The organism is Winogradskyella sp. A3E31, assembly GCF_046720935.1.
Classification (GTDB): Bacteria; Bacteroidota; Bacteroidia; order Flavobacteriales; family Flavobacteriaceae; genus Winogradskyella.
This window is the reverse complement of the sequence record NZ_JBHNWH010000004.1, coordinates 1-21,731: the sequence shown is the minus strand read 5'-3', so window position 1 is coordinate 21,731 and position 21,731 is coordinate 1. Positions and strand designations below refer to the sequence as shown.

At 33.0% G+C, this 21,731-nt stretch carries 23 protein-coding genes; 21 read left to right on the top strand and 2 right to left on the bottom strand.

The features are described from left to right. The first annotated feature begins 1 nt into the window (after nt 1). Both ACFEMA_RS06055 and ACFEMA_RS06050 read left to right on the top strand, forming a co-directional pair. On the top strand, nt 2-1,540 hold the full coding sequence (locus tag ACFEMA_RS06055) for a hypothetical protein (RefSeq protein ID WP_411767166.1): 1,539 nt from the start codon (nt 2-4) through the stop codon (nt 1,538-1,540). Continuing rightward, nucleotides 1,521-2,666, top strand: a complete 1,146-nt coding sequence (locus ACFEMA_RS06050; RefSeq protein WP_411767165.1) for a hypothetical protein — start codon at nt 1,521-1,523, stop codon at nt 2,664-2,666. The genes ACFEMA_RS06055 and ACFEMA_RS06050 overlap by 20 nt, the downstream gene beginning before the upstream one ends. A gap of 24 nt (nt 2,667-2,690) precedes the next feature. Here ACFEMA_RS06050 and ACFEMA_RS06045 read toward each other — a convergent pair whose 3' ends face one another. Beyond that, a complete protein-coding gene (locus tag ACFEMA_RS06045; RefSeq protein WP_411767164.1) occupies nt 2,691-3,515 on the bottom strand; it encodes a putative capsular polysaccharide synthesis family protein in 825 nt (274 codons plus the stop codon). Between the two features lies 1 nt (nt 3,516). After that, complete coding sequence (locus ACFEMA_RS06040; protein ID WP_411767162.1) at nt 3,517-5,118, bottom strand: glycosyltransferase family 87 protein; 1,602 nt, start codon at nt 5,116-5,118, stop codon at nt 3,517-3,519. Between the two features lie 121 nt (nt 5,119-5,239). Here ACFEMA_RS06040 and ACFEMA_RS06035 point away from each other — a divergent pair, with 121 nt between their 5' ends. The 19 genes from ACFEMA_RS06035 to ACFEMA_RS05945 all read left to right on the top strand — a co-directional run bounded on the left by ACFEMA_RS06035 (nt 5,240) and on the right by ACFEMA_RS05945 (nt 21,500). After that, the gene (locus tag ACFEMA_RS06035; RefSeq protein WP_411767161.1) at nt 5,240-5,989 is read left to right on the top strand and encodes a glycosyltransferase family 2 protein; all 750 of its coding nucleotides are present in this window, start codon (nt 5,240-5,242) and stop codon (nt 5,987-5,989) included. Next, on the top strand, nt 5,989-7,185 hold the full coding sequence (locus ACFEMA_RS06030) for a lipopolysaccharide biosynthesis protein (protein ID WP_411767160.1): 1,197 nt from the start codon (nt 5,989-5,991) through the stop codon (nt 7,183-7,185). The genes ACFEMA_RS06035 and ACFEMA_RS06030 overlap by 1 nt, the downstream gene beginning before the upstream one ends. A gap of 142 nt (nt 7,186-7,327) precedes the next feature. Further along, on the top strand, nt 7,328-7,750 hold the full coding sequence (locus ACFEMA_RS06025) for a hypothetical protein (protein ID WP_411767159.1): 423 nt from the start codon (nt 7,328-7,330) through the stop codon (nt 7,748-7,750). A gap of 199 nt (nt 7,751-7,949) precedes the next feature. Continuing rightward, the gene (locus ACFEMA_RS06020) at nt 7,950-9,473 is read left to right on the top strand and encodes a B12-binding domain-containing radical SAM protein (RefSeq protein ID WP_411767158.1); all 1,524 of its coding nucleotides are present in this window, start codon (nt 7,950-7,952) and stop codon (nt 9,471-9,473) included. Beyond that, nucleotides 9,470-10,135, top strand: coding sequence for a methyltransferase (locus ACFEMA_RS06015; protein ID WP_411767157.1), 666 nt, complete (start codon nt 9,470-9,472; stop codon nt 10,133-10,135). The genes ACFEMA_RS06020 and ACFEMA_RS06015 overlap by 4 nt, the downstream gene beginning before the upstream one ends. Before the next feature lie 49 nt (nt 10,136-10,184). Further along, complete coding sequence (xerA, locus tag ACFEMA_RS06010; protein ID WP_411767156.1) at nt 10,185-11,369, top strand: site-specific tyrosine recombinase/integron integrase; 1,185 nt, start codon at nt 10,185-10,187, stop codon at nt 11,367-11,369. A gap of 67 nt (nt 11,370-11,436) precedes the next feature. Next, entirely contained in the window at nt 11,437-11,796 is a 360-nt protein-coding gene (locus ACFEMA_RS06005; protein WP_411767155.1) for a hypothetical protein, read from the top strand. Between the two features lie 37 nt (nt 11,797-11,833). Then, nucleotides 11,834-12,685 (top strand): hypothetical protein, encoded by an 852-nt coding sequence (locus ACFEMA_RS06000; RefSeq protein ID WP_411767154.1) that lies wholly within the window; start codon nt 11,834-11,836, stop codon nt 12,683-12,685. Between the two features lie 160 nt (nt 12,686-12,845). Next, the gene (locus tag ACFEMA_RS05995) at nt 12,846-14,294 is read left to right on the top strand and encodes a serine hydrolase domain-containing protein (RefSeq protein ID WP_411767153.1); all 1,449 of its coding nucleotides are present in this window, start codon (nt 12,846-12,848) and stop codon (nt 14,292-14,294) included. 161 nt (nt 14,295-14,455) lie between these two features. Further along, nucleotides 14,456-15,088 carry a hypothetical protein gene (locus ACFEMA_RS05990; protein WP_411767152.1) on the top strand — a complete coding sequence of 211 codons (633 nt, stop codon included), beginning with the start codon at nt 14,456-14,458 and terminating at the stop codon, nt 15,086-15,088. A 162-nt stretch (nt 15,089-15,250) separates the two neighbouring features. Next, the gene (locus ACFEMA_RS05985) at nt 15,251-16,261 is read left to right on the top strand and encodes a TlpA family protein disulfide reductase (RefSeq protein ID WP_411767151.1); all 1,011 of its coding nucleotides are present in this window, start codon (nt 15,251-15,253) and stop codon (nt 16,259-16,261) included. A gap of 153 nt (nt 16,262-16,414) precedes the next feature. Next, entirely contained in the window at nt 16,415-17,077 is a 663-nt protein-coding gene (locus tag ACFEMA_RS05980) for a hypothetical protein (RefSeq protein WP_411767150.1), read from the top strand. A 159-nt stretch (nt 17,078-17,236) separates the two neighbouring features. Next, complete coding sequence (locus ACFEMA_RS05975) at nt 17,237-17,743, top strand: hypothetical protein (RefSeq protein WP_411767149.1); 507 nt, start codon at nt 17,237-17,239, stop codon at nt 17,741-17,743. A 157-nt stretch (nt 17,744-17,900) separates the two neighbouring features. Continuing rightward, nucleotides 17,901-18,440 (top strand): hypothetical protein, encoded by a 540-nt coding sequence (locus ACFEMA_RS05970; RefSeq protein ID WP_411767148.1) that lies wholly within the window; start codon nt 17,901-17,903, stop codon nt 18,438-18,440. 304 nt (nt 18,441-18,744) lie between these two features. Next, nucleotides 18,745-19,119, top strand: coding sequence for an ArsR/SmtB family transcription factor (locus ACFEMA_RS05965; protein WP_267149558.1), 375 nt, complete (start codon nt 18,745-18,747; stop codon nt 19,117-19,119). Further along, nucleotides 19,116-19,715, top strand: coding sequence for a mercuric transport protein MerTP (merTP, locus tag ACFEMA_RS05960; RefSeq protein ID WP_085766192.1), 600 nt, complete (start codon nt 19,116-19,118; stop codon nt 19,713-19,715). Before ACFEMA_RS05965 ends, merTP begins: the two co-directional genes overlap by 4 nt. After that, nucleotides 19,715-19,921, top strand: a complete 207-nt coding sequence (locus ACFEMA_RS05955) for a GDCCVxC domain-containing (seleno)protein (RefSeq protein WP_085766191.1) — start codon at nt 19,715-19,717, stop codon at nt 19,919-19,921. The genes merTP and ACFEMA_RS05955 overlap by 1 nt, the downstream gene beginning before the upstream one ends. Before the next feature lie 258 nt (nt 19,922-20,179). Beyond that, entirely contained in the window at nt 20,180-20,851 is a 672-nt protein-coding gene (locus tag ACFEMA_RS05950; RefSeq protein ID WP_411767147.1) for a hypothetical protein, read from the top strand. 145 nt (nt 20,852-20,996) lie between these two features. Next, nucleotides 20,997-21,500: a hypothetical protein gene (locus ACFEMA_RS05945; protein ID WP_411767146.1), complete on the top strand. Its 504-nt coding sequence runs from the start codon at nt 20,997-20,999 to the stop codon at nt 21,498-21,500. Nucleotides 21,501-21,731 lie beyond the last annotated feature (231 nt).

Genomic DNA, 21,731 nt, shown 5'->3' with positions numbered 1-21,731 from the left:
TATGATTCACCTCGGCACACGACAAAATTACAATCTAACTGTCTATGGTATAACCATATTATTTTTTGTACTGAGCTTGTGGGGCATAATGAATCATGAGTTGTGGCTAGACGAAGCACATCATTATCTGCTTGCTCGAGATAGTAGTTCCTTTAGTGACCTTTTAATTAATACACGATATGAAGGTCATCCTATTCTATGGAATTTAATACTCCATTGGATAACAAGATTGACTACAAACCCCATCTGGATGCAACTATTGCATATCAGTATTATGACACTTACCGTAGGTGTGTTCTTAAAAAAAGCACCGTTTTCTTGGATCTTTAAGCTCCTCTTTATTTTCGGTTACTTTATGTTTTATGAGTATAACATAATAAGTAGAAACTATAATCTTGGAGTTCTTTTTATATTCTTAGCCTGTAGTTTGTATAATAAAAGAACTACAAGGTTTATACTCATATCTGCATTACTTGGGTTTGCAAGTAATAGCCATGCGGTCTTCTTAATCCTTGCTAGCTCTATTATGCTTTTGATTGTATTTGAACGTTTTCAAACAGAAAAATTAAACCTTTCAAAAAATACTTGGATAGGAATAGGGGTATTTGGATCATTAGCACTATTAAGTTTATATCAAATTATCCCTCCTTCCGATACGTCTTTTTTTGATCGTGGAGAGCAGCTTTCTTTATTTCAAAAAGCAGGAAAAAGCATTACCCCCTTTTTTAAAAGTCTATTTCTACTTCCAGATGTAACCCTAGATCATTTTTGGAATAGTCATATTCTCGTCAATCACAGTAAATCAATAGCTGCAATAGTAGCAATGGGAAGTTTAAGCATTCCTTATCTCCTTTTTTATAAGAATCGAAGTCTCTTGCTCTATATGTACTTCGGTATTTTTGCAACAGCTGGTTTTTTCTTTATTACTATGATGAATGCCACAAGGTATTATGGCGTTCTATATCTATTTTTAATAACCGCACTTTGGTTTGAGCACTATAGAGCTTCATCAGGCTCAGAATTAAGAACCAAAAAAAGCTTTTCATTTTTAAAAAAAATACGTTTTCCAATCATTTACACAATATTAGGCTTACACTTTATTTCAGGGATATACGCCTTTACTATGGATATCTCAAGACCATTTACAACTGCTGAACAGACTTTTGAATACTTAAAGGAAAATCATCTCCTTGAAAAAACAATTGCTACAAAAGCATGTAATGGCACGCCTTTAAGTGCATATATAGACAAGCCTATTTATTTTACTACTTCTAATAGTTTTGAAAGTTTTTGCCATTTTAACAGACCGTCTTTGCAGTATGAAGAAGGAAATACATCGTCATTAAAATCCATTAAACAGTTGTTAAAGGATGAAGCTGATTCCATTATATTTATAACCTATGAGCCTTTTTTTGATAGCGCTCAAAACAAGGTTTGGTTATTAGAAGACAAGGAACTTAAAGTAACGTATTTAACACAATTTACAGGCAGTATTATTAAAAAAGGAAACCATTATCTCTATGAAATTTCGAGTCATTAATTTCTTTTTTAAAAGCACATTTAAAGTAATGGTTTTTGTGCTATTTGTTTCGTGCAACACTATGGACGACTCTAATATTATCCATTTAAAATGGAATACGTCTTATGAAGAAGATAGTCTTGAAAAAAATAAAGCAGGGCTTACCTGGGCACTTTCATTCTTGGGCTCTGATATTGCAATAGATAGTACTTTAACTGGTGTAACAGATACTTTAAATGTTATTCGATTAGATGTTTCTAAAGTGGGCTTCTCTAAAAAAGCCATTGGGCATTTACAATCGCTTAATACTGCTATTCAACAATCTGAAGAATACAAAAAGAAAGGCAATATAGATTTAGGGAGATATATAGCACTTACGATTGGTAGCCCAAATCATTATTACAAAATTGCTGAGCTTCCGTCACGGTTATCTGATTTTCAATCTAACTATACCTTCGATACGCTTACTGCCTATATAAATAATAGCAGTATTTCTAAAGTAGATAGGGAAATTCAATATTCTATTAAGAATGACCGTTATCAGCGTGCATTTATCTCTGCTGAAAAAGATTCAACCACTGGTGAAATATATGAGTATGAAACCGTAGAAATAATGGCAAATGGGTTGTCTAAATTTGCTTTATACGATGTAGATGGCAATTTAAAAACTGTTGGTGATGAAAATGTCACTAGAGCAGGTAAGCCTGGTAAATGCATGTGGTGCCATGAATCTGCTATACAACCTCTTTTTAGAAAACAAATAGATCTTAAAAACCATCTCTCTTCAAGAGATTTTTTGGACTCCTTAAAAAGGTATGATCGAGAGCTTAAAGTCTATCAAGATACTGTGTGGCAAGATTCATTTATAAAAAATAGAAGGTTACACACAGAGATGGAACTCGCCTATATTACATTTATGGAACCTTCTGTAGAACAATTGGCTAATGAATGGGAGATTTCGCAAGAAGAAGTGCAGAAAAAACTAGCACATCTTAAACCACACCAACATGAAGAATTTGATTTTTTAGGCAAAGACTTATACCATAGAAAAGATGTCGACTCTCTTGCTCCTTTTCAAGTTATTGAAGTCCCAGAAAGTGTTAGAGAGGCTTCTAAAAATGAAGATATCATAGATTATATAAAGTAAATTCACTTCTTGAAAATGCCAAACTTAGGCAGGTAACCACTTTTTATAAAGGACCTTTTTCTCTTCTTCAGTAAAAAAATGATTCATATACTTAGACTCTAATTGTTCTTCTAAATACGCTTTTGAAAAACGAATGTGCGATTTAAAATCAGCATAGAGTTTGGCTCCTTTTTTAGTACTGGTAATATTGACATTATTTAGCTTAAAATTCTCAATACTGCAGAAATTTCCAATTAATTTTGATTTTAAGGTGTCGTCTAAATCATTTTTAAGTAACATGACATCTGTTTGATTACTGCTTAATGTTTTATAACCTTTCTGGCTATCGAAATCGAAATCATACACATCAATTCCTGTCCCATTTTTAAATTGAGAATCAAACCAATCTTTACAATACGAATGATCCAAATTTTTATGGAAAGCTCTTTCTAAATCTTGAAAACTTCCTTTAAAACGATGCGGAGGCATTCCCATATAAAGCTCAAATGCGTCAAAAAACGCCGACAGATTTCGTTCTATTGGATTTCGGAATAATGAAATCACTTTATATTTCCGTTGCTTCTCAAAAACATAGGTATGTAAGATAGGCACAGGGCTTCTGCTATTTGGGTACACTCCCTTTTCTTTACACAATGCTTTTGCTTGCATCTCTTCTGCTACACTTAGGGTGTGTACATGAAAGCTCGGTATGTTTGACTGCTTCTTTAAAGAATTGTACACACTAGAAGACCCTACTTTTGCCATCGTAAAAACCAATACAGGCTCTTCTTTACTTTGCCTTAATTGTTGCGTTTGTTGCCAAAGCACCCAACGATCTTTAATATGGTATTTTAAAAATGGTTTTATCACATTAATGGTCTAAGCTACTAATATCAATATACTTTAATGTAAACGCTCCCCTTCTAGAGTGATGGTCTGTTAAGAAGTATACTCTTGAGTTATTAACCAATACAGGTTTTTTCTTTAACGAGATTGTTTTTGTGATCATACGATTATCGATGTATAGTTGATGATCTTTTATGGTTACCGCTTCGGTATCAAAGCTTGTAACAGAGAAATCTGTCGCAATTGTTTCTTCACCATTTCGCCCAAGAGCTTTATAGGCAAGCTTTCCTTCTTCATTATAAAAATCATAGATCATAAAATGCTTTTTTTCTGATAACGCATACTGAGATATCTCGGGTGTTTTGCTCTTTAAAGAATTATAATAAAGTGGTGACATCAGTAAAAAAACAATTAAAACGTGTTTAATATAGAGCTTACCGCCAATCGAAACATACAAACTTATACTTAACAAAATAACCAACCATAATCTAGAAAACTGAATCACTAGAGGCATTCCACCTAATTTATGAAAAGGAAAATTGCAGATAAGTAGAGTTACACCTAAAAGCATCAATTTATATTTCGTTTTAATAGCTGAAGAGAAAGCTACAAAAAGTGGAATGACCAATAATATTAAAGTATATGTTACTGTTCTACTTTGTATTAAAAACAGTGCCATTACCCAAATTGCTAGTAATGTGCTTATATTATTCTTTTTACGGAATGATATCCCAACGGCACTTCCTATTACTAAAGCTTTTACAATCCACATGAAAATATGGTGTACACGTTCGTTATCTATCCATACATTTGGATTATAATAAGCATCTTCTACAAAAAGTAGTTTAGAAAACACCTCAAGAGATTGATAGTTATACCTGTAGTCTATGGTTGTTTTACTTAAAAACGTATGTGGTAGTATATCCGTAAAATAAGATGCCCATAAAGTATATCCTGTAATGGAAATCCCCAAAAGCACTAACAAAAGTGTCGCACCAATACACAAAAGTATAGTCTTCCATCGTTTTTGAAATGCTAGAGGAATGCCATAAAAAGCAGGGAAGAATTTCAACAAGGCTGCAAACCCCAATAATAATGCTGTACCATATCGTTTTTGTCTTTCGAGGAAATAATATCCAGCTACTACTAAAAATAGAATCATAAAATACGATTGCCCGAATACTATATTATTTCTAATAGGCACATAAAAAAGTATAGGAATGATCAATAATAACCATTGTGAATTCTTTACTGTTTTCTTGGCTAATAGATAAAGCCCTATCAAAAAAAGTAAAATGCTAATACCATTAAAAATCAACTTTGCAACGTATGGATTTTCTATATATGCTAAAGGATAAAAAGCAGCTAAGGTAAAAGGGCTGTTGACATAAAAATCCACTAATTCATCTGTGTAACCTAACTCCCAGATATAAGTATTAAACGCATGGATATCAAAAATAACCGTCTCGGGCGCAATACCGTCGTGTAATAACCTTGCTGAAAAATAACTGTTTGAAAAATCATGCAAAGGAGCAGAAAAAGATACTACCAAAAAATAAAGACATAGAACAACTGTAGGTAACAGGTATATTAAAAGTGTTTTATTGCCTTTTGTAAATGTATTCATCGCTCACAAAAATAATCTTATTTACTTCAAGTTTTGTTAAAGAAAACTACTGCTATTAAATATGTAACTTTGTTTATCTTCATACACTTTAAAAGCGCTATAAAGAGTAGTATATCAATACATGATTAACAATAAAAAAGTAGTGGTTGTTTTACCTGCATACAATGCAGCATACACGCTTCAGCAAACCTATAATGAAATTCCTTTTGATATTGTAGATGATGTCATCTTAACGGATGATTATAGTACAGACAATACTGTTGAAATAGGGAAGTCTTTGGGCATAAAACACATTATTGTCCATCAGAAAAACAGAGGATACGGCGGAAATCAAAAAACATGTTACGATGAAGCGCTTAAACTCAAAGCTGATATTGTGATAATGCTACACCCAGATTATCAATACACACCAAAGCTCATTCCGTCTATGGTCTATCTTATTGCCAACGATGTGTATGATGTTGTACTAGGATCACGAATCTTAAACAAAGGTGCTCTTAAAGGTGGTATGCCGTTATACAAGTATATTGCGAATAGAATACTAACGCTTTTTCAAAATATATTGATGGGACAAAAATTGTCTGAGTACCATACCGGATATAGAGCATATAGCAAAGAAGCACTACGTTCTATTCCCTATAAAGACAACTCCGAAGATTTTGTTTTTGACAATCAGATTCTAGGGCAAGTATGTTATGCGGGTCTGCGAATAGGGGAAGTATCTTGCCCCACAAAGTATTTCCCAGAAGCCTCCTCTATCAATTTTTCTCGGAGTATAACCTATGGCTTAGGCGTTTTGGGAGTCTCAATAAGCTATTTTTTACATAAGAACACGTTTATAAAATCTAAGCTCTTTAAAGCCATACCATAATGCAATTGCACCATTACAAATTGCTGAATCGTGCTAAAACTGTGTCTCTATATGGTCTAGGTCAAGCCATTCCTATGGTAGCTCAACTTATAATTTCATTATTGATTATTAAAAAGTACTCAACGGCACTTTGGGGAGAATATGTTACTCTGTTATTGTGGGTTAATTTCATCATTATATTCTCTTATTTCGGTAACAAAAGTTATCTCTTAAAAGAGTTTAGCGAGCAACCTGGGAAAATCTATACAACGTGGTTATCTAATTTTTGTACGCGCTTTTTAGTGTTGCTTTTTATTGGACTGCTCGTCTTTTTTATTCCATTGTTTCACCCTTTTCTCATCCCAATCCTCATTTGGATGTTTCTTCTGTTTTACAACCAATCTTTTGAAGTGCTTATCCTCTATCAAAAAGATTTCAAATTCAATTTTTTTACAGAGCTTGTTCGTAATAGTGCTATTATAGGAATTGTCCTTTTTCTTCCAGAAGTTATTCAGTTAGAACTATTTCTATATGTTATCCTTGGAGGACTTTTCATTAAAACATTATGTTATACCGTGTATTACAGGAAGGTTCTTTTACACACCAAGGCTTCGTTAGATAAACAAAGCCTTTTGGCATCTTTACCTTTTCTAATCCCGATGGTTTTGGGAACATTAAGAACAAAAGTTGATAGTTACTACGGCACCATTTACTTTACCAAAGAAGATTTAAGCGAGTATCAAATCTTCATCAGTCTTATCTCCGTAGTACAATTAGGAGTTGCCTATATGATCAATCCTTTTATCAAGAATTTTTATAGGATTTCTAAGAAAACACGAATTATCTTAGAAAAACAGTTTTTTTATTTAGGTATTGGCTTGGGATCTATTGCTATAATTGCTATTTATTGTGTTATTAGTTATTTGTATCAATTTACCTTTAGTACAACAAGTTATATTTTAGGATATCTTTTTATGAGTACGTTATTTATACATGTTCTATTGATTAATGAATTCTATAAAAACAACAAACAAACTCAAGTTGCTTATATTACAGGTACTATTCTGCTCCTACAAATAATTTTTGGATATTTTATTATAGACACGTATCAATCCACAGGGGCATTGATTATAAAAGTAGCCGGACAATGTGTCGCTGTCTTTGCCTTATTAGCCATTAGAGAAAAGTTTATACGTTCATCCAATATAAGAACGTGATTATTGAAGTTATGCTTCATTTAACAAAATTTCTAGATTTTTTGTCATAAGGATTTAAATTAACTTTTTGATAATCATTTAAAAACAATAAATATTAAACTCTAATATCGATTTAAATTAAATTAGATGAAAAATTAGAATTGTGAAATACTTAAGGTTTTTAGTTTTAGTGCCTATATTAATGGCTTTTCAATGTGAAAGTGATGACCCACTTTCTTTTGACAGCCTCGAAGCAACTGGATTATTGGGTCGATGGGAAATCCAAGATGAAATCATTAATGGTGCTATTTCAGATATGATTCCAAAGTGTTGCGAATTTTTAGAATTCAATCCAGACGATAACATCAGAGATAATATAGGATTTTTGACCTATACAGATTCACAGGGTATAGTAAATGCTGGTGTTTTTGAAGTTGACTTTAACAACCAATCTATCTTATTTACTGATGATGAATCTGATGAATTTACATTTGAATTCGAAGTAGATGGTTCTCATCAAAATCTTACAATTGACTTTACTGAAGATGGAACAAATTATACACAGACCTGGGCTAAAATAGAATAAAAATAAAGCACAATAATGTGTGTAATTGCTTCGCCAGTTCACTTCGCTCGTGCTATTGCGAGTTAAAGCCTACTTACGAAAGTCTTCTCAGACTTTCTAACTTCCTGCCGGCAGGTAGGTCTGTGATTTATTTGCTAAATTTAGTGCTTAAACACGCAACGAAATCATACATTAGACCGTTTGAAATGATAAGGCATATATGTCAAAAAACAAAATCATCATATTTAACCCAAGAAGTGCCAATGCTAAGCATCGCATACCCAATTCTATCCTACAAGTTGGGGCTTCTATACATGGGATGTTTGATTATGTTTTTGTAGATGGCAATTTAGAAAAAGACCCATGGCAAAAAATTGTGTCTTATTTTAAAACTGGTGAGTTTAAGTATTTCTGTAGTACAGTGATGCCCGGTCCACAATTAAAACAAGCTATTCCCTTTACAAAACAAATAAAAGAAGAGTTCCCAGATACTATAACAATCTGGGGAGGTTATTTTGCATCAAACCAATACAAAGTTTCCATAGAAGCACCTTATGTTGATTATATTGTTAACGGGCCAGGAGATGTTACATTTCCTGAATTATTAAAGACCTTGGAAACAGGGAATTTGGATGCACTTCCTAACATTATGAATCTCATCTATCAAGAAGCAGATGGTACAATTATTCGCACTAAAAAAGAGAAGCTTCTCGATCAAGATACGTTGCCGCAATTACCATACATGCACCTCAACTCGTTTTATAATCTTGAGAATTATTTGAGTCGTACGTTTTTGGGGAGTAAAACATTCTCATACCATTCAAGCTTAGGTTGTCCTTTTACCTGTTCTTTCTGCGCTGTGGTTCCTATTTATAGTGGACGTTGGAAAGCGAAGTCTGCACAAACGGTTTATAATGATGTGAAGTACTTTAAGGATAATTATGGCATTGATGCTATAGAATTTCATGACAATAACTTCTTTACCTCTAGAAAACGTGTGGTTGAATTTTCAGAACTTATTAAAGATGATGGCATTACTTGGTGGGGAGAAGGCCGTATTGATACCATTAATAAATATTCGGACGAAGATCTGAAGCTTATGAAAGAAGCGGGTTGCAAGATGATTTTTTTAGGTGCTGAAACTGGCAATGATGAGATTCTGAAACAAATGAATAAAGGGGGGACGCAAACAGGTCAAGGCATCAAAGACTTTGCAGCACGGCTGCATGGTATAGGCATTATTCCTGAATTCTCTTTTGTGCTCGGTATGCCAGCTGATACTCCAGAGCAAGTGATGGAGCAGATAGAACAAGACATCAATTTTATTAAGGAGATAAAGGAAATAAATCCAGATGCCGAGATTATTATTTATCTATATAGTCCTGTAGCTACCGAAGGTTCAGAATTGTATGAGCAAATACAAAATGCGGGTTTTAGTTTTCCAAAACAATTAGAAGATTGGTTAGATCCTGCTTGGGAGAATTTCGATCTGCGAAAAAACCCATTAACTCCCTGGCTTACTCCAAAAATGGTGGATCGTATCATGAATTTTGAAACCGTACTCAATGGTTACTACCCTACGGCTTCAGATTTCAGAATTAAAGGAGTAAAGAAAAAATTACTCCGTGCCGTTTCAAAGCTTCGCTATACCTCTGGGATTTATAAGTACCCTTATGAAATCAAAGCTTTACATAAGATTTGGAAATACAGACAACCAGAAATTCAAGGGTTTTATTCAGAATGATTAGAAAACTACTTAAGAAATTAACACATCCCTTTTTAAAATACGGAACACAAAAGTATTTCTCAAAAGCTAGAAAGTATAAGTATGAAGGTATAGAAGTTATGGTGATGCCCGGTGTCTTTCCGCCGCATTATACATTGAGTACCAAGATTCTATTAGACTATTTAAAACAGCTCGATTTAAAAAACAAAACCGTTTTAGAATTGGGTTGCGGCTCTGGGATTATTTCACTCTTTGCAGCATCAAAAGAAGCTATTGTTACAGCTTCAGACATTAATACAGTGGCGTTGGAGGCGTTAGATGAAGCTAGTGAAAAGAACAGGTTACAATTAGAGATTATTAATTCTGATTTCTTCAATAACATAGCCAATCAAAGTTTCGACTATGTTATGATTAATCCACCATACTATCCTAAAAAGCCTAAAAACATAAAAGAGCAAGCTTGGTTTTGTGGAGAGGATTTTGAATATTTTAAAACCCTTTTCAAACAACTCTCACAACGACAAGATAAAACAGTACTTATGATTTTATCTCAAGATTGCGATATCGACACTATTAAAAACATCGCTTCCAAACATCAGTTTCAATTAGAGATAGAGTACGAACATTCAACTCTAGGTGAACGGAATTTTATTTTTAGACTAGTTGCCACAAGAAGTTAAATCTAACTTAATTTTTTAGCGTTTTGTTTAGTATATTGTGTGTTATAATATGAAAAACAACACTTTACCAATAGTAACCTTAAATCGTGGTCGGCACAGAAATGACCAACAGATTTTTTTAAGCTTTATTTATAATGAAGAGCTTATTAATAGAATTAGGGGTAATCTACCGGCAAGATGGAGCACCACTTTAAAAAAATGGTATGTAAAAAACACACCGTATAACTTAAAAGCTATTTATAAGGTATTGGGTACTCATACCACTCTAGATAACCAGCTAAACGGAGAGAGAATTATTGGCAAAAATACGGAAAGAGAAAACCGTAAACGCCAGCTTAATAACAATCAAAAGGAATTATTAAATGGGTTTTACAAATATCTGAAAGGCAAACGTTATAGTGAAAATACAGTAAAAGTTTACACCTTTTTTATAGCTGACTTTATAGAATTTCATAATAAAAAAACTGTAGATGCGCTTACCAATAGAGATGTAGAATTGTTTATCGAAGCTGTTTTTATAAAACGAAACTATAGTATAAGTACGCAGCGACAGTTTATTAGTGCACTTAAATTGTTTGTTGTATTTGAGCCGTTAACACTGATTGATAGTCTTGAATTGCAACGTCCTAAAAAAGACAAAAAACTGCCAACAGTTTTATCTCAAGTTGAAGTTATTGAATTGATTCGCGCTGCTAAAAATCTAAAGCACCGCGCTATTATTGCATTGTTATACTCTTCGGGGTTAAGAATAAGTGAGCTTCTTCAATTAAAAATTTCGGACATTAAAATAGAGCGCCGACAGATCATAGTAAAAAACAGCAAAGGGAGAAAAGACAGATATGTGACCCTTGCCGATAGTTTTCTACCGTTACTACAAAATTATCTTGTATCGTATAAACCCACCTACTATTTTATTGAAGGTGCTAATGGCAAAACCTATTCCGCAAGCAGTGTCCGTAAGTTTATTTATAAATACACCAAAGCTTGTGGCATATCGGTTAAAGTAACCCCTCATACGTTAAGGCATAGCTATGCCACACATCTATTGGAGCATGGAGTAGGTTTGAGACATATACAAGAACTTTTGGGGCATAGTAGACCCGAAACTACCATGATTTACACACATGTGACCCGAAAGGATTTATTAGAGATAAAGAGTCCATTAGATAATGCTATAGCGCAATTACAAAAAACCGATAAACAAGAACAAAAGTTCCTGTTATCCCGAAAATAGATTTGAATAAGTGGTATATTTATCCACATATAACTAGTTGTGTGTAAGTTAAAAATCAGAACGCTAAATGACAAAAACAGTTGAATTGAGAAACAAACCGGAATTAAAATTTATTCTGAATTCGGACGAATTTGATATCGTTGACAGTTCAGAACCGAAAAATAACGGAACTTACTCATACGCTGAAATAAAAAGTGCGGAACTGAATTCGGAACGGACTAATTGGCTGATTTCGACTTTAAGCATAATAGTCGACTTTTTAACTGGAAGTGGAAATGGAGGGAAATTCAAAACCAAAGCAAACTTAATTCTGAAAACGGAAAAGCGGAATTTCAAAATATGGCTGAACGATGCGGATTATGGAAAAGCGGAAAAAATAACTGAATTGTTAAATAATAAAAAAACCTACACACAACAACGGCTATAGTTCATTACGGCGGAATTTCCTATCGGAAATTCCCTGTGTGCTTGCTATCTTTGGTTTACGGCGGAATAGTTCTGCCGAACCATTCCGCAACGAAACCATAGCCAAGACCGTTGCCAGTAATTTGAGAAAAACAGCATATTTAGACAATAATATTTTCGTTGACATTGAACAAAATTCATTGTCGATTAACAACTTATTGGAAAATATTGACCAAAATTTAACTGACTTTTTTTATTCAGCATCGCATCTTCAAGAGGCGAATGAAATGACTGCCGAAACAAAAGACGAACTGAATAATAGACTTATAAAACGTTTTCAAACAATATCTTCAGTAACAAATAATAACTATTTATTTCAAGAACTTCCATCAAATAAAGTCCATAAATTAAAAGAAAAACCTAGCGTAGTTTATAATACAATTAACGACGTTCCTTTCGCAAGAAATATGATGAAAGGAATGATGAGCACAGTAAGCGAAAAACAAAAAGCGGAATTTAGAAAACAACTGAACATAGACCCAATCCGAATTAATAATTATTCACCTAAAGAAGTTATTGAGCAAATTAACTCGAAAAGTGATTTAATGGGAGGATTTTCACTTGTTGGAATGATTGAAAAAGCGGTTGAACTTCATCCTCAAGGAAAAGAAATGGGACTACATAATCGGTTCGCTGGAATTTTTGAAATGTTAGATATGGTTGGATATTGGAAAGATAAATTCAATGACAAATCTAATTACGCTCGACTTTGGGATTCAAGCCACAGTCATTTCTCTAGTTACTGTGATTATTTTATATGTAATGACAAACGAACAAGAAATAAAGCAAAAGTAGTTTTTGAAATATATGGAATTGAAACTAAAGTATTAGATTCAAACGGAAAGGAATAAAAACTACTGGCAACAACGTGTATAATTAATGGCTAGTTCTCGCCTACTTACGAAAATCCTCGCGGATTTTCTATCTGGTTTTTATTTGCTAAATTAGGTGCACAAACACGCCACTAATCATACACAAAACCGTTATATGCAATTTGAAAATTCGATATAGATGAAAAGCTTTCTAACTACAATTTCACTATTTATCTTTTTCATAGGGAAAGCACAAACGTCAATCTCTGATGAAAAATCGACTGAAATTGATTATTACATAGAAAACATAATGTCGGAACAAAAAATTCCGGGATTAGCTTTAGCTATTACATATAATGGGAAAGTACTTAAAAAGGAAACTTATGGTTTATCAAGCATCGAGTATCAAGTCCCTGTAACTGACTCTTCCACTTTCTGGTTGGCATCCGTTTCCAAGCATTTCACCGCCACAGCCATCATGCAACTTTTTGAAAAAGGAATTCTCGATATAGATGACGACATTCACAAACATTTACCAGATGCACCTGATTATTGGAAAGGGGTTACTATTAAACATCTAATGACCCATACTTCAGGTCTTCCTGCTACAAGTAACGCTTCAGCTTGGAGAGACAGGTCTGCAAAAGGAACTTATAGCGCTGAACAAATTTATAAAAATGCGAAAAAAGATACTTTGGTATTCAATCCTGGAGAGGATTTTCTTTACAGTGATGAAGGCATATATTTATTAGGATATATAATCCATAAGGTTAGCGGAATGTCATTTAATGATTATATGGATAAAATGATTTTTAATCCATCAAGTATGCAATCTGCTTATATGATGGACCATTACAAAATTCATCCTAACCAAGTTGCTGGATATTCAATAAAAAATGGTGAGATTATTCCAGACAGAAATTCCTATCGCTTAATTGACACAGAACTTAATGCAGCAGGTGGAATCTATGCCACAATTGACGATATGATAAATTGGGAATATGCAATGACAAATAATTTACTACTTAAACAAAGCAGTAAGGATTTGATGTGGAGTTCTTATGAACTTAATAATGGTAATCCTTCTCATTATGGCTTTTGTTGGAACACTCAAGTAATTCAAAACAACAGAATCATTTATCATCCAGGAGTAGCTGGAACAGAATATTTACGTTTTGTAGACGATAAGGTTAGTATTATTATTTTAACAAATCAAGCAAAATACGAAAGAGCAATCTCTCAAAGAATTGCTGAAATTATAAATGTTTCGCCCAATATTTCTGAAAAAGATATCAAAACAGGAACCGTTATTAGTTCAGTGCCAGAAGAGAAAGATATAGAAATGTTCGTCGGAAAATTTGAGTTTTTACCCAACGAAAACTTTTATTCAGAAGATAATTTTATTGTAGATATTGTGCTAAACAAAAAAGAGCTTTGGATTGAGTATCCTACTAAAAACAATTATAGAGAACGATTTAAACTAGCCAAATTGGAAAATGGTAGGTGGATTCAACTATCGTGGTACCCTGCTTTTATAGAAATGAGTTTTGAAATTGCCCACAATAACGATGAGATTACATTTAAAGTCTATGAAGATTATGACAATGGTTATGATATACACGTCGGGGAATTGAAAAAAGTCAACTGATTTTAAACCTAAATGAAAACTGCATATAACAATTTATAACCGCAATTACGGCGGATTCGACTACGTCCGAATCCACTCGGAATTGCTAAAGTCTGTGCCAAACCGAAAATTAACTTATATTAACCCGTAACTGACGGTTATACGAGACCGTTGTGCATAATATGAAAAAAACACTTCTGCTAACAGTATCAATTCTAATTTTGCAGATTTTCTTCTCTTGCAAATCGCAATATTCTACTGCAGAATTGAATACAAACTTCACGCAAACAGAGATAGCGGATTTGAAACTGATATCCGAATTTTTCAAAGACGAAATGTGTTTGCATATGGATTCTGATTTTAGAACCTGCTACGAAAGAACACCGCACGAGTATTTGTTGGCAACTGGAAATGGATTTTGGACAAACATAGATTTTGAAGAACAAAAAGAACTTTACAAAAGAATTTCCAAATCAACATTTGATGCAATCTGGATGTTTTGTGAATCGACATTTTATCCAAGCAAAACAAAAGCTGATGAACTTTGCGCAGTCGCCAACGGTCGATATCAAGAATATTTAACTGATTTGGGAAAAACTAATCCAAGAATTGCCGAATATGCCGAACGCATCCAAGCGTCAGGCGATTTTAGTGGTTTGGACATTCAATATTGGCAGGTACTTAAAGAGAAAAAATCATTTGATTTAGATGACCCGAACATCCAACTGATTTTGGCAATTCATTATTTATCTATGAATGACCAAGCTAAAAGAAACGCTGAATTAATTGAGAAACGCACAGTAAAATTCGAATAAATACTATGCACAACAAAGGCTATACGCAATTGCTGGGTCGTCGCCCATCCAAAAATTCCTCGCGAAATTTTCTACGGTTTGAGTATATTTGGAAAAACAGGCTGAAACCACGCAACTGCGCATAGCCGAAACCGTTAGGCACAATTAAAACCCAAAACCGAAATGAAAATCACAATAAAATTATTGGCATTAATTTTTGCAAACTTTCTGTTCAGTCAAGAAAAATCTTTAAATATATCAATCGAAATCGTAACAGATGAAAAAATTGAATCAATCAATTTTCAAAATTTCAGAGGAAATATATCATACGATTTTACTAAAGACAGTGAATTGAAGTTTAATAATGAACTAACTGAAGAATATTTTTTTAATATTAAAACCAAAGATTCTTTGTACAAAGAAAGAGTCTGGTTAGACAAAGGGAATTTAAAAGTAGATTTGTCTCTTAAATCTCAAGAAGTAATAATTAATGTAAAGGGTTCTGAAATTTTTAATAAAATTCACGAATACAAAAAAGAATTTGAAAATCTTAATTCAGCAAATGCAACTGATGCAGAAATAAGTAAGTTTTTATTTGAGCAACTTAATAAAAACATTGATAATCCTTTCTCATATATGATTGGATTAAATATTATGTTCAAAAATCAAAACAATCGAGAGATACTTTCACAACTGATGAATATAATAAATTCACAACCTGAAAGCTTAAAAAGCCATTACACTTCTGGATTGCTAATTAAAACACTAAAATCAAAATTAAATAGCGGGAATATCAAACTATCAGATTTTACATTTTTAGACCAAAAAAATAATGAGCAAAACATTTCTATTGAGGAAAATGAATATTTATTGCTTGACTTTTGGCATACAGCTTGCCCACCGTGTATTAAAGACCATATAGAAATTAAAGCATTGACAGAAGATTTTAAAAAAAGTGAAACTAAAATAGTTAGTTTGTCAAGCGACCAAACAAATAGAATTGAAACGTGGAAAAAATATCTAGACGCAAAAAAACTTCCTTGGACGAATTACATTGAAAAAGAGAATAATAGTTTAACAGATAATTTAGCAATCCGAATTTTTCCAACGTATATATTGCTTGATAAGAAAAATAATATTGTTACTTACACAAATTCCTTGTCAGATATAAAAACTAAACTAGGAATTAAATAACTGTGCCTAACAACGGCTATAATTCATTGCGGTTGAATTCCTAATCGGAATTCAACGCTAATTCGCTATCTTTGGGCTACGGCGGAAAGAATCCTACAGATTTTTCCGCAACGAAATCATAGCCCAAACCGTTGTAACCAATGAGAGAAACGAATGAGTAAAGAAGATTGGTATAGAAATATTGAATGGAATGACCAAATTGAATCTGAATTTGAATCTCGCCTAAAACGGTCGCGTGGGAATTACCACAAAGCTCAATATTTGAGAATTCAAGCGAGTTATTTACTCGATTCCAAAAAAAGTAAACTTCAAGAAAAAGGAGTCGAATATATGGAACGTCTTATAAAGGATTATCCTGAAGAAAAATTTAGCACAATACACGGAATTGAACAATTGGGAGATTTTTACTTAAAAAACAAATCATTTGACAAAGCCGAAAAACACTTTAGAAAAGTGACTGAATATTATTATGCCGAAACTCGAAGTGGAACTTCTGGATTAGCCGATTTAAAACTCTGTGAAACTATTTTAAAATCTGAACAAACCGAAAAGTTTGAGGAAGCTTACGAAATGGCAACTGAAAAATTTGACGCAACTGATGGAAGTCTAATGATGAACAGTGACAAATATTATTACGCTGACTTAATGGCTAACCTCTGTTATAAAATGAATCGGAAAAATGAAGCGACTGAATTTGCTCAATCTGCAATGGAATTGTCTAAAATAACGGAACCTCAATTCAATAGACATAAAACAGTTGGAATAGTAAAAGTCGTAAAAGAAAAAATAGAACGACTGAAAAAAATAATGGAATAAATCACTGGTTACAACAATGTATAAAAATAATGCTAAATTAGTTGCTTAATCAAAGGTTAGTGCTCTTTTGTTACGTTTGAATTTCCTGCGGAAATTCCTCGCACACAAAACCGCACTATTCTTATACGAGACCGTTGTAACACATTTAAAAAAACAATATTGCCTAAAATAAACAGACTGAAAGGATTGCCGAATACTATAACTCAACAGTTTTTCAGTACGACTTTTTATTATAGTAAAGGATATATGGCTGATTGGGTTTTCAACGCTGCATCTGAAAAAAATGTAAGTGAATTAACAATTGACTTTTGGAATAATACAATTACACCGAATGAACTCGAAATAAAACCAATCTTAAAACAATTACCAAGATTAAAAGAGACTGTACATAAAACATTAAAGAGTCAAAATTTCGAACCTGATTTTATAACAAAAGGTTTTATGAAAATCAGAATGGGTAAAACTGGATATCGATATTTGGATTGTAAAACGATATTAATTGACAAGAATGGAATTGAACACATTGGAAAAGAATATACTGAATCTGTTTATGAAGAAAATTTTAAAGTTTTTAGGACTAAAAAAGAATATTCTGAATTCAATAAAGACAATTTAAAAACACGTAATGAAAGTATACTTGAACGAATTAAAAATATATTCAGATAAAAAACGTGTTACAACAACGTATATAATTAATTGTTCGGTTCGAGTGTACTCGGAAAATTCCTGCGGAATTTTCCTATGGTTCGTTTCCTTTTACTAACTTAGACCTAGCCAACACAACTAATCATATACAATACCGTTACCCAACATTTGACACCAATTGAAAACTAGAACAAAATACATACTTCTGATTTCATCAATTATCGGATTTGCTTTACTGATTTTTAATTCAGTGAAAATGCAATATTGGAACAATGTGAAACTGGAAATGGACATTTCAAAAATCTTATTTCTTTTAGGGTTAACAAGTTTAGGTCTCTACTTTGTTATAAAAAATTGGAGAAAGGCACTGACTAAAATAATGATTTTAACATTCGGAATTTGTTTAGTGCTTAATCTATACGCAGTTTCTGAATATTATAAAATTAACAAAATTCAAAACACAATAGCAGAATATTACGAATTGAAAACTTGTGAAAAAATGGAAAATCGATTCGCAACCGACCTTAAAAACAATGAAATAAAATATTTTCAGTTCGGAATAGGAACGGATTTGGAATTACAACAAACTCTAAAAACTAAATACGGAATTGAAAGTTATGGAATGGGTTGTTTAGTGACATCCGAATTTGATTGCTATAATGAATTGGTCAATAATTATCTAAAAGAAAAATACGACGACGGAATAATTGACTATTAAAAAAAATAAAAACATTGGGTAACACCGTGTATAATTCATTGCTAGTTATAGCCTACTTACGAAAGTCCTCGCGGACTTTCTATTTGTGATTTATTTGCTAACTTTAGTGCTGAAACACGCAACGAAATCATACACTAGACCGTTACCCACAAGCTGAAAACCAGCCGCACATTTTAGCACTTTCGGTTTTTTCCGACACACAAATCCAACACTATAAAAACCAAAAGAGCTAAAATTTTCCCAACGCTTGAGAATTATGTATTTAAGTATTTGCTTAAATAAGAAATAATCATAACTTTGTTTTATGGAAAATAATTCTTGCATAAGACAACAAGCCGATATTGAACAAATAAACCGTTGTAAAGACACAGTTTCGGCATTAAACGAATCGTTCGACTATTTGGCAAATGGACTTTCATTAGTCGGAAATAGCGTTCGACTGAAAATACTTTACCTACTCTTTGAGGAAAAAAGACTTTGCGTTTGTGATTTGAGTGATATTCTTGGAATGAACATTTCTGCTATTTCCCAACACTTAAGGAAAATGAAAGACCGAAATCTATTAGAAACCGATAGAGAAGCTCAAACGATTTTTTACTCACTCACGGCTGAATACGAAAAATTACTAAATCCATTCTTTGAGATACTTGATAAAAACAAAATTTTAGAAACAATATGAAAAGTGAAAACAAATTAATTGGTGCAGGTTTGTTAACTGCAATTACAGCTTCCTTGTGTTGTATTACACCAGTTTTGGCTCTAATCGCAGGAACAAGCGGAATTGCTTCTGCATTTTCTTGGATTGAACCTTTTAGACCTTATTTAATCGGACTGACAATTTTAGTTCTTGGTTTTGCTTGGTATCAAAAACTAAAACCTCAAAAAGAAATTGACTGCGAATGTGAGACGGACGAAAAACCAAAATTTATTCAATCAAAAAAGTTTTTAGGAATCGTAACTGTATTTGCAATTGTAATGTTGGCTTTTCCATACTATTCAGGAATATTTTACCCAAATACAGACAAACAAATAATCGTAGTTGACAAATCGGACATTAAAACGACTGAATTTAAAATAAGTGGAATGACTTGTGCGAGTTGCGAAGAACACGTAAATCACGAAGTAAATAAGCTCAACGGAATTGTGAACTCAAAAGCGTCTTACGAAAATGGAAATGCAATCGTTGAATTTGACAAAACCAAAACCAACGAAACAGAAATCGAGAATGCAATAAACTCAACAGGTTATAAAGTAACCGATAAAAAAGAAAACTAATGGAAGTCAAATTAAAATCAGAAATCACTTGTCCTAATTGCGGACATAAAAAAGTAGAAGATATGCCAACAAACGCTTGTCAATTTTTCTACGAATGCGAGAACTGTAAAACGGTTTTGAAACCAAAAGAAGGAGATTGCTGTGTTTATTGCTCATACGGAACAGTTGCTTGTCCACCAATTCAAGAAAATAAAAGTTGTTGTTAAAAAGCCAACGCTAAAAGCCATACACATTTGCAATTCGCACCAACCAACACTCAAGCCCAAAATTGCAAAAGAGTATGTCTTTGCCAACGCTGAAAACCAAGCTGAACGGAATAAAGCCAGTGGGTAACAACGTATATAAAAAATAGCGGTTTAAGTGCTTAATCTAAAGTGATTTTTATAAATTTAACGTCAGTACCAAACCGAAAAGTTAGTGTGTAAAATCTGCTACTTTTCATATACAAGACCGTTACCCACAATATGAAAAAAACACTTTTGCTAATATTGACAATTTGTACAATCGGATTTTTAAAAGCCGAAACAACTCTGACTGCTCAATATCCAGACAAAATTAAATTCAAAGGAATAGAGTACAATCTAAATTCTAATCCTCTTGAAACCTATTTTGAAAAATATCCTGACAAAAGACCTCAAGGCGGAATAATGTCGACAGCTTTGTGGCGTGGATATGTGGCTCACTTTGAAATTATAGATGAACAATTATATGTGACAGATATCAAAATTGAAGTACCTGATAAAGACTCAAAAGAAAGTTATCCCTACAAATGGATTTCTGCTATTAAACAAGTTTTTCCAGGTGTAGAAAAAGTTAAAATCGATTGGTACACGGGAATTCTAATTTTACCACACGGAAAAATGGTTGAATATGTTCATATGGGATATGCTTCAACTTATAGCAAATATTGGCTTCTCGAAATCGAAAACGGAGATTTTAACGAAGCAAGAAAATACAAAAACAAAGAGTTCGTCCGATTTAAAAAGCGCCAATTCGAGGAATTTAAAAAGACGGAAGAATATAAAAAACTGCACAAAGAATTAAAGGAAAATGACGAATATGGAGATGAAAATTTTATAAAAACATTCATTGCTGATTTCGTCATTAATTATACATCCAAATTTCTGACAGATTAAAATACTGTGGGTAACAATGTGTATAATTCATTGTTAGTTAAAGCCTACTTACGAAAGTCCTCGCGGACTTTCTATCCGTGATTTATTTGCTAACTTTAGTGCTTAAACACGCAACGAAATCATACACTATACCGTTGTACACCATATGAAGAACGCATTCGTAATCATATTGACCTTAATCGGATTTTTAGCATTTGGACAAGAAAATAACGTTGACCGAATTGATAACGAAGTGAAATTCATAGAATCGGATTCCACGCTTAAGGAAACTGAATTTGATTGGGTTGAATTAACTGGAATCTCAACAGATGGTGGCGGAATTTTAAAAGTTTGGCAGAATGAAAAGCAGATTTGTAAAATAGTTGAGGAAATCGGACTTTCTTACGGTCGAATAAGGACAATTATTTATCTGAATGATGGAATCCCAATTAAGATAGTAGAAACGGAAGAAAATTTTGGTCACGAAAATGGAGAATTGAATTACAAAAAATTGAACAAGGTTTTTAGAGCAACTATTCACATATTTGATTGGGAAAATGACGAGAGCAAAATAGTTCAGACTGGAAAAAGAGTTTTAAGCGAAGGTTCGTGCTCAACTTTTGATTATGAACCCACAATTGAACGCGCGAAAAAAGCAATAACGGAATGAAAAAATACGGTGTACAACAATGTATAACCGCAATTACGGCGGATTCGACTACGTCCGAATCCACTCGGAATTGCTAAAGTCTGTCCTAAACCGAAAATTAACGCTTATAAACTCGTAACTGACGGTTATACGAGACCGTTGTGGTGCATATGAAAAAAACAGCATTTCTAATATTAATGACAATGACTTTTAATTCAGTTTCTGGTCAAAATTTAAATGGAAAATGGTTAC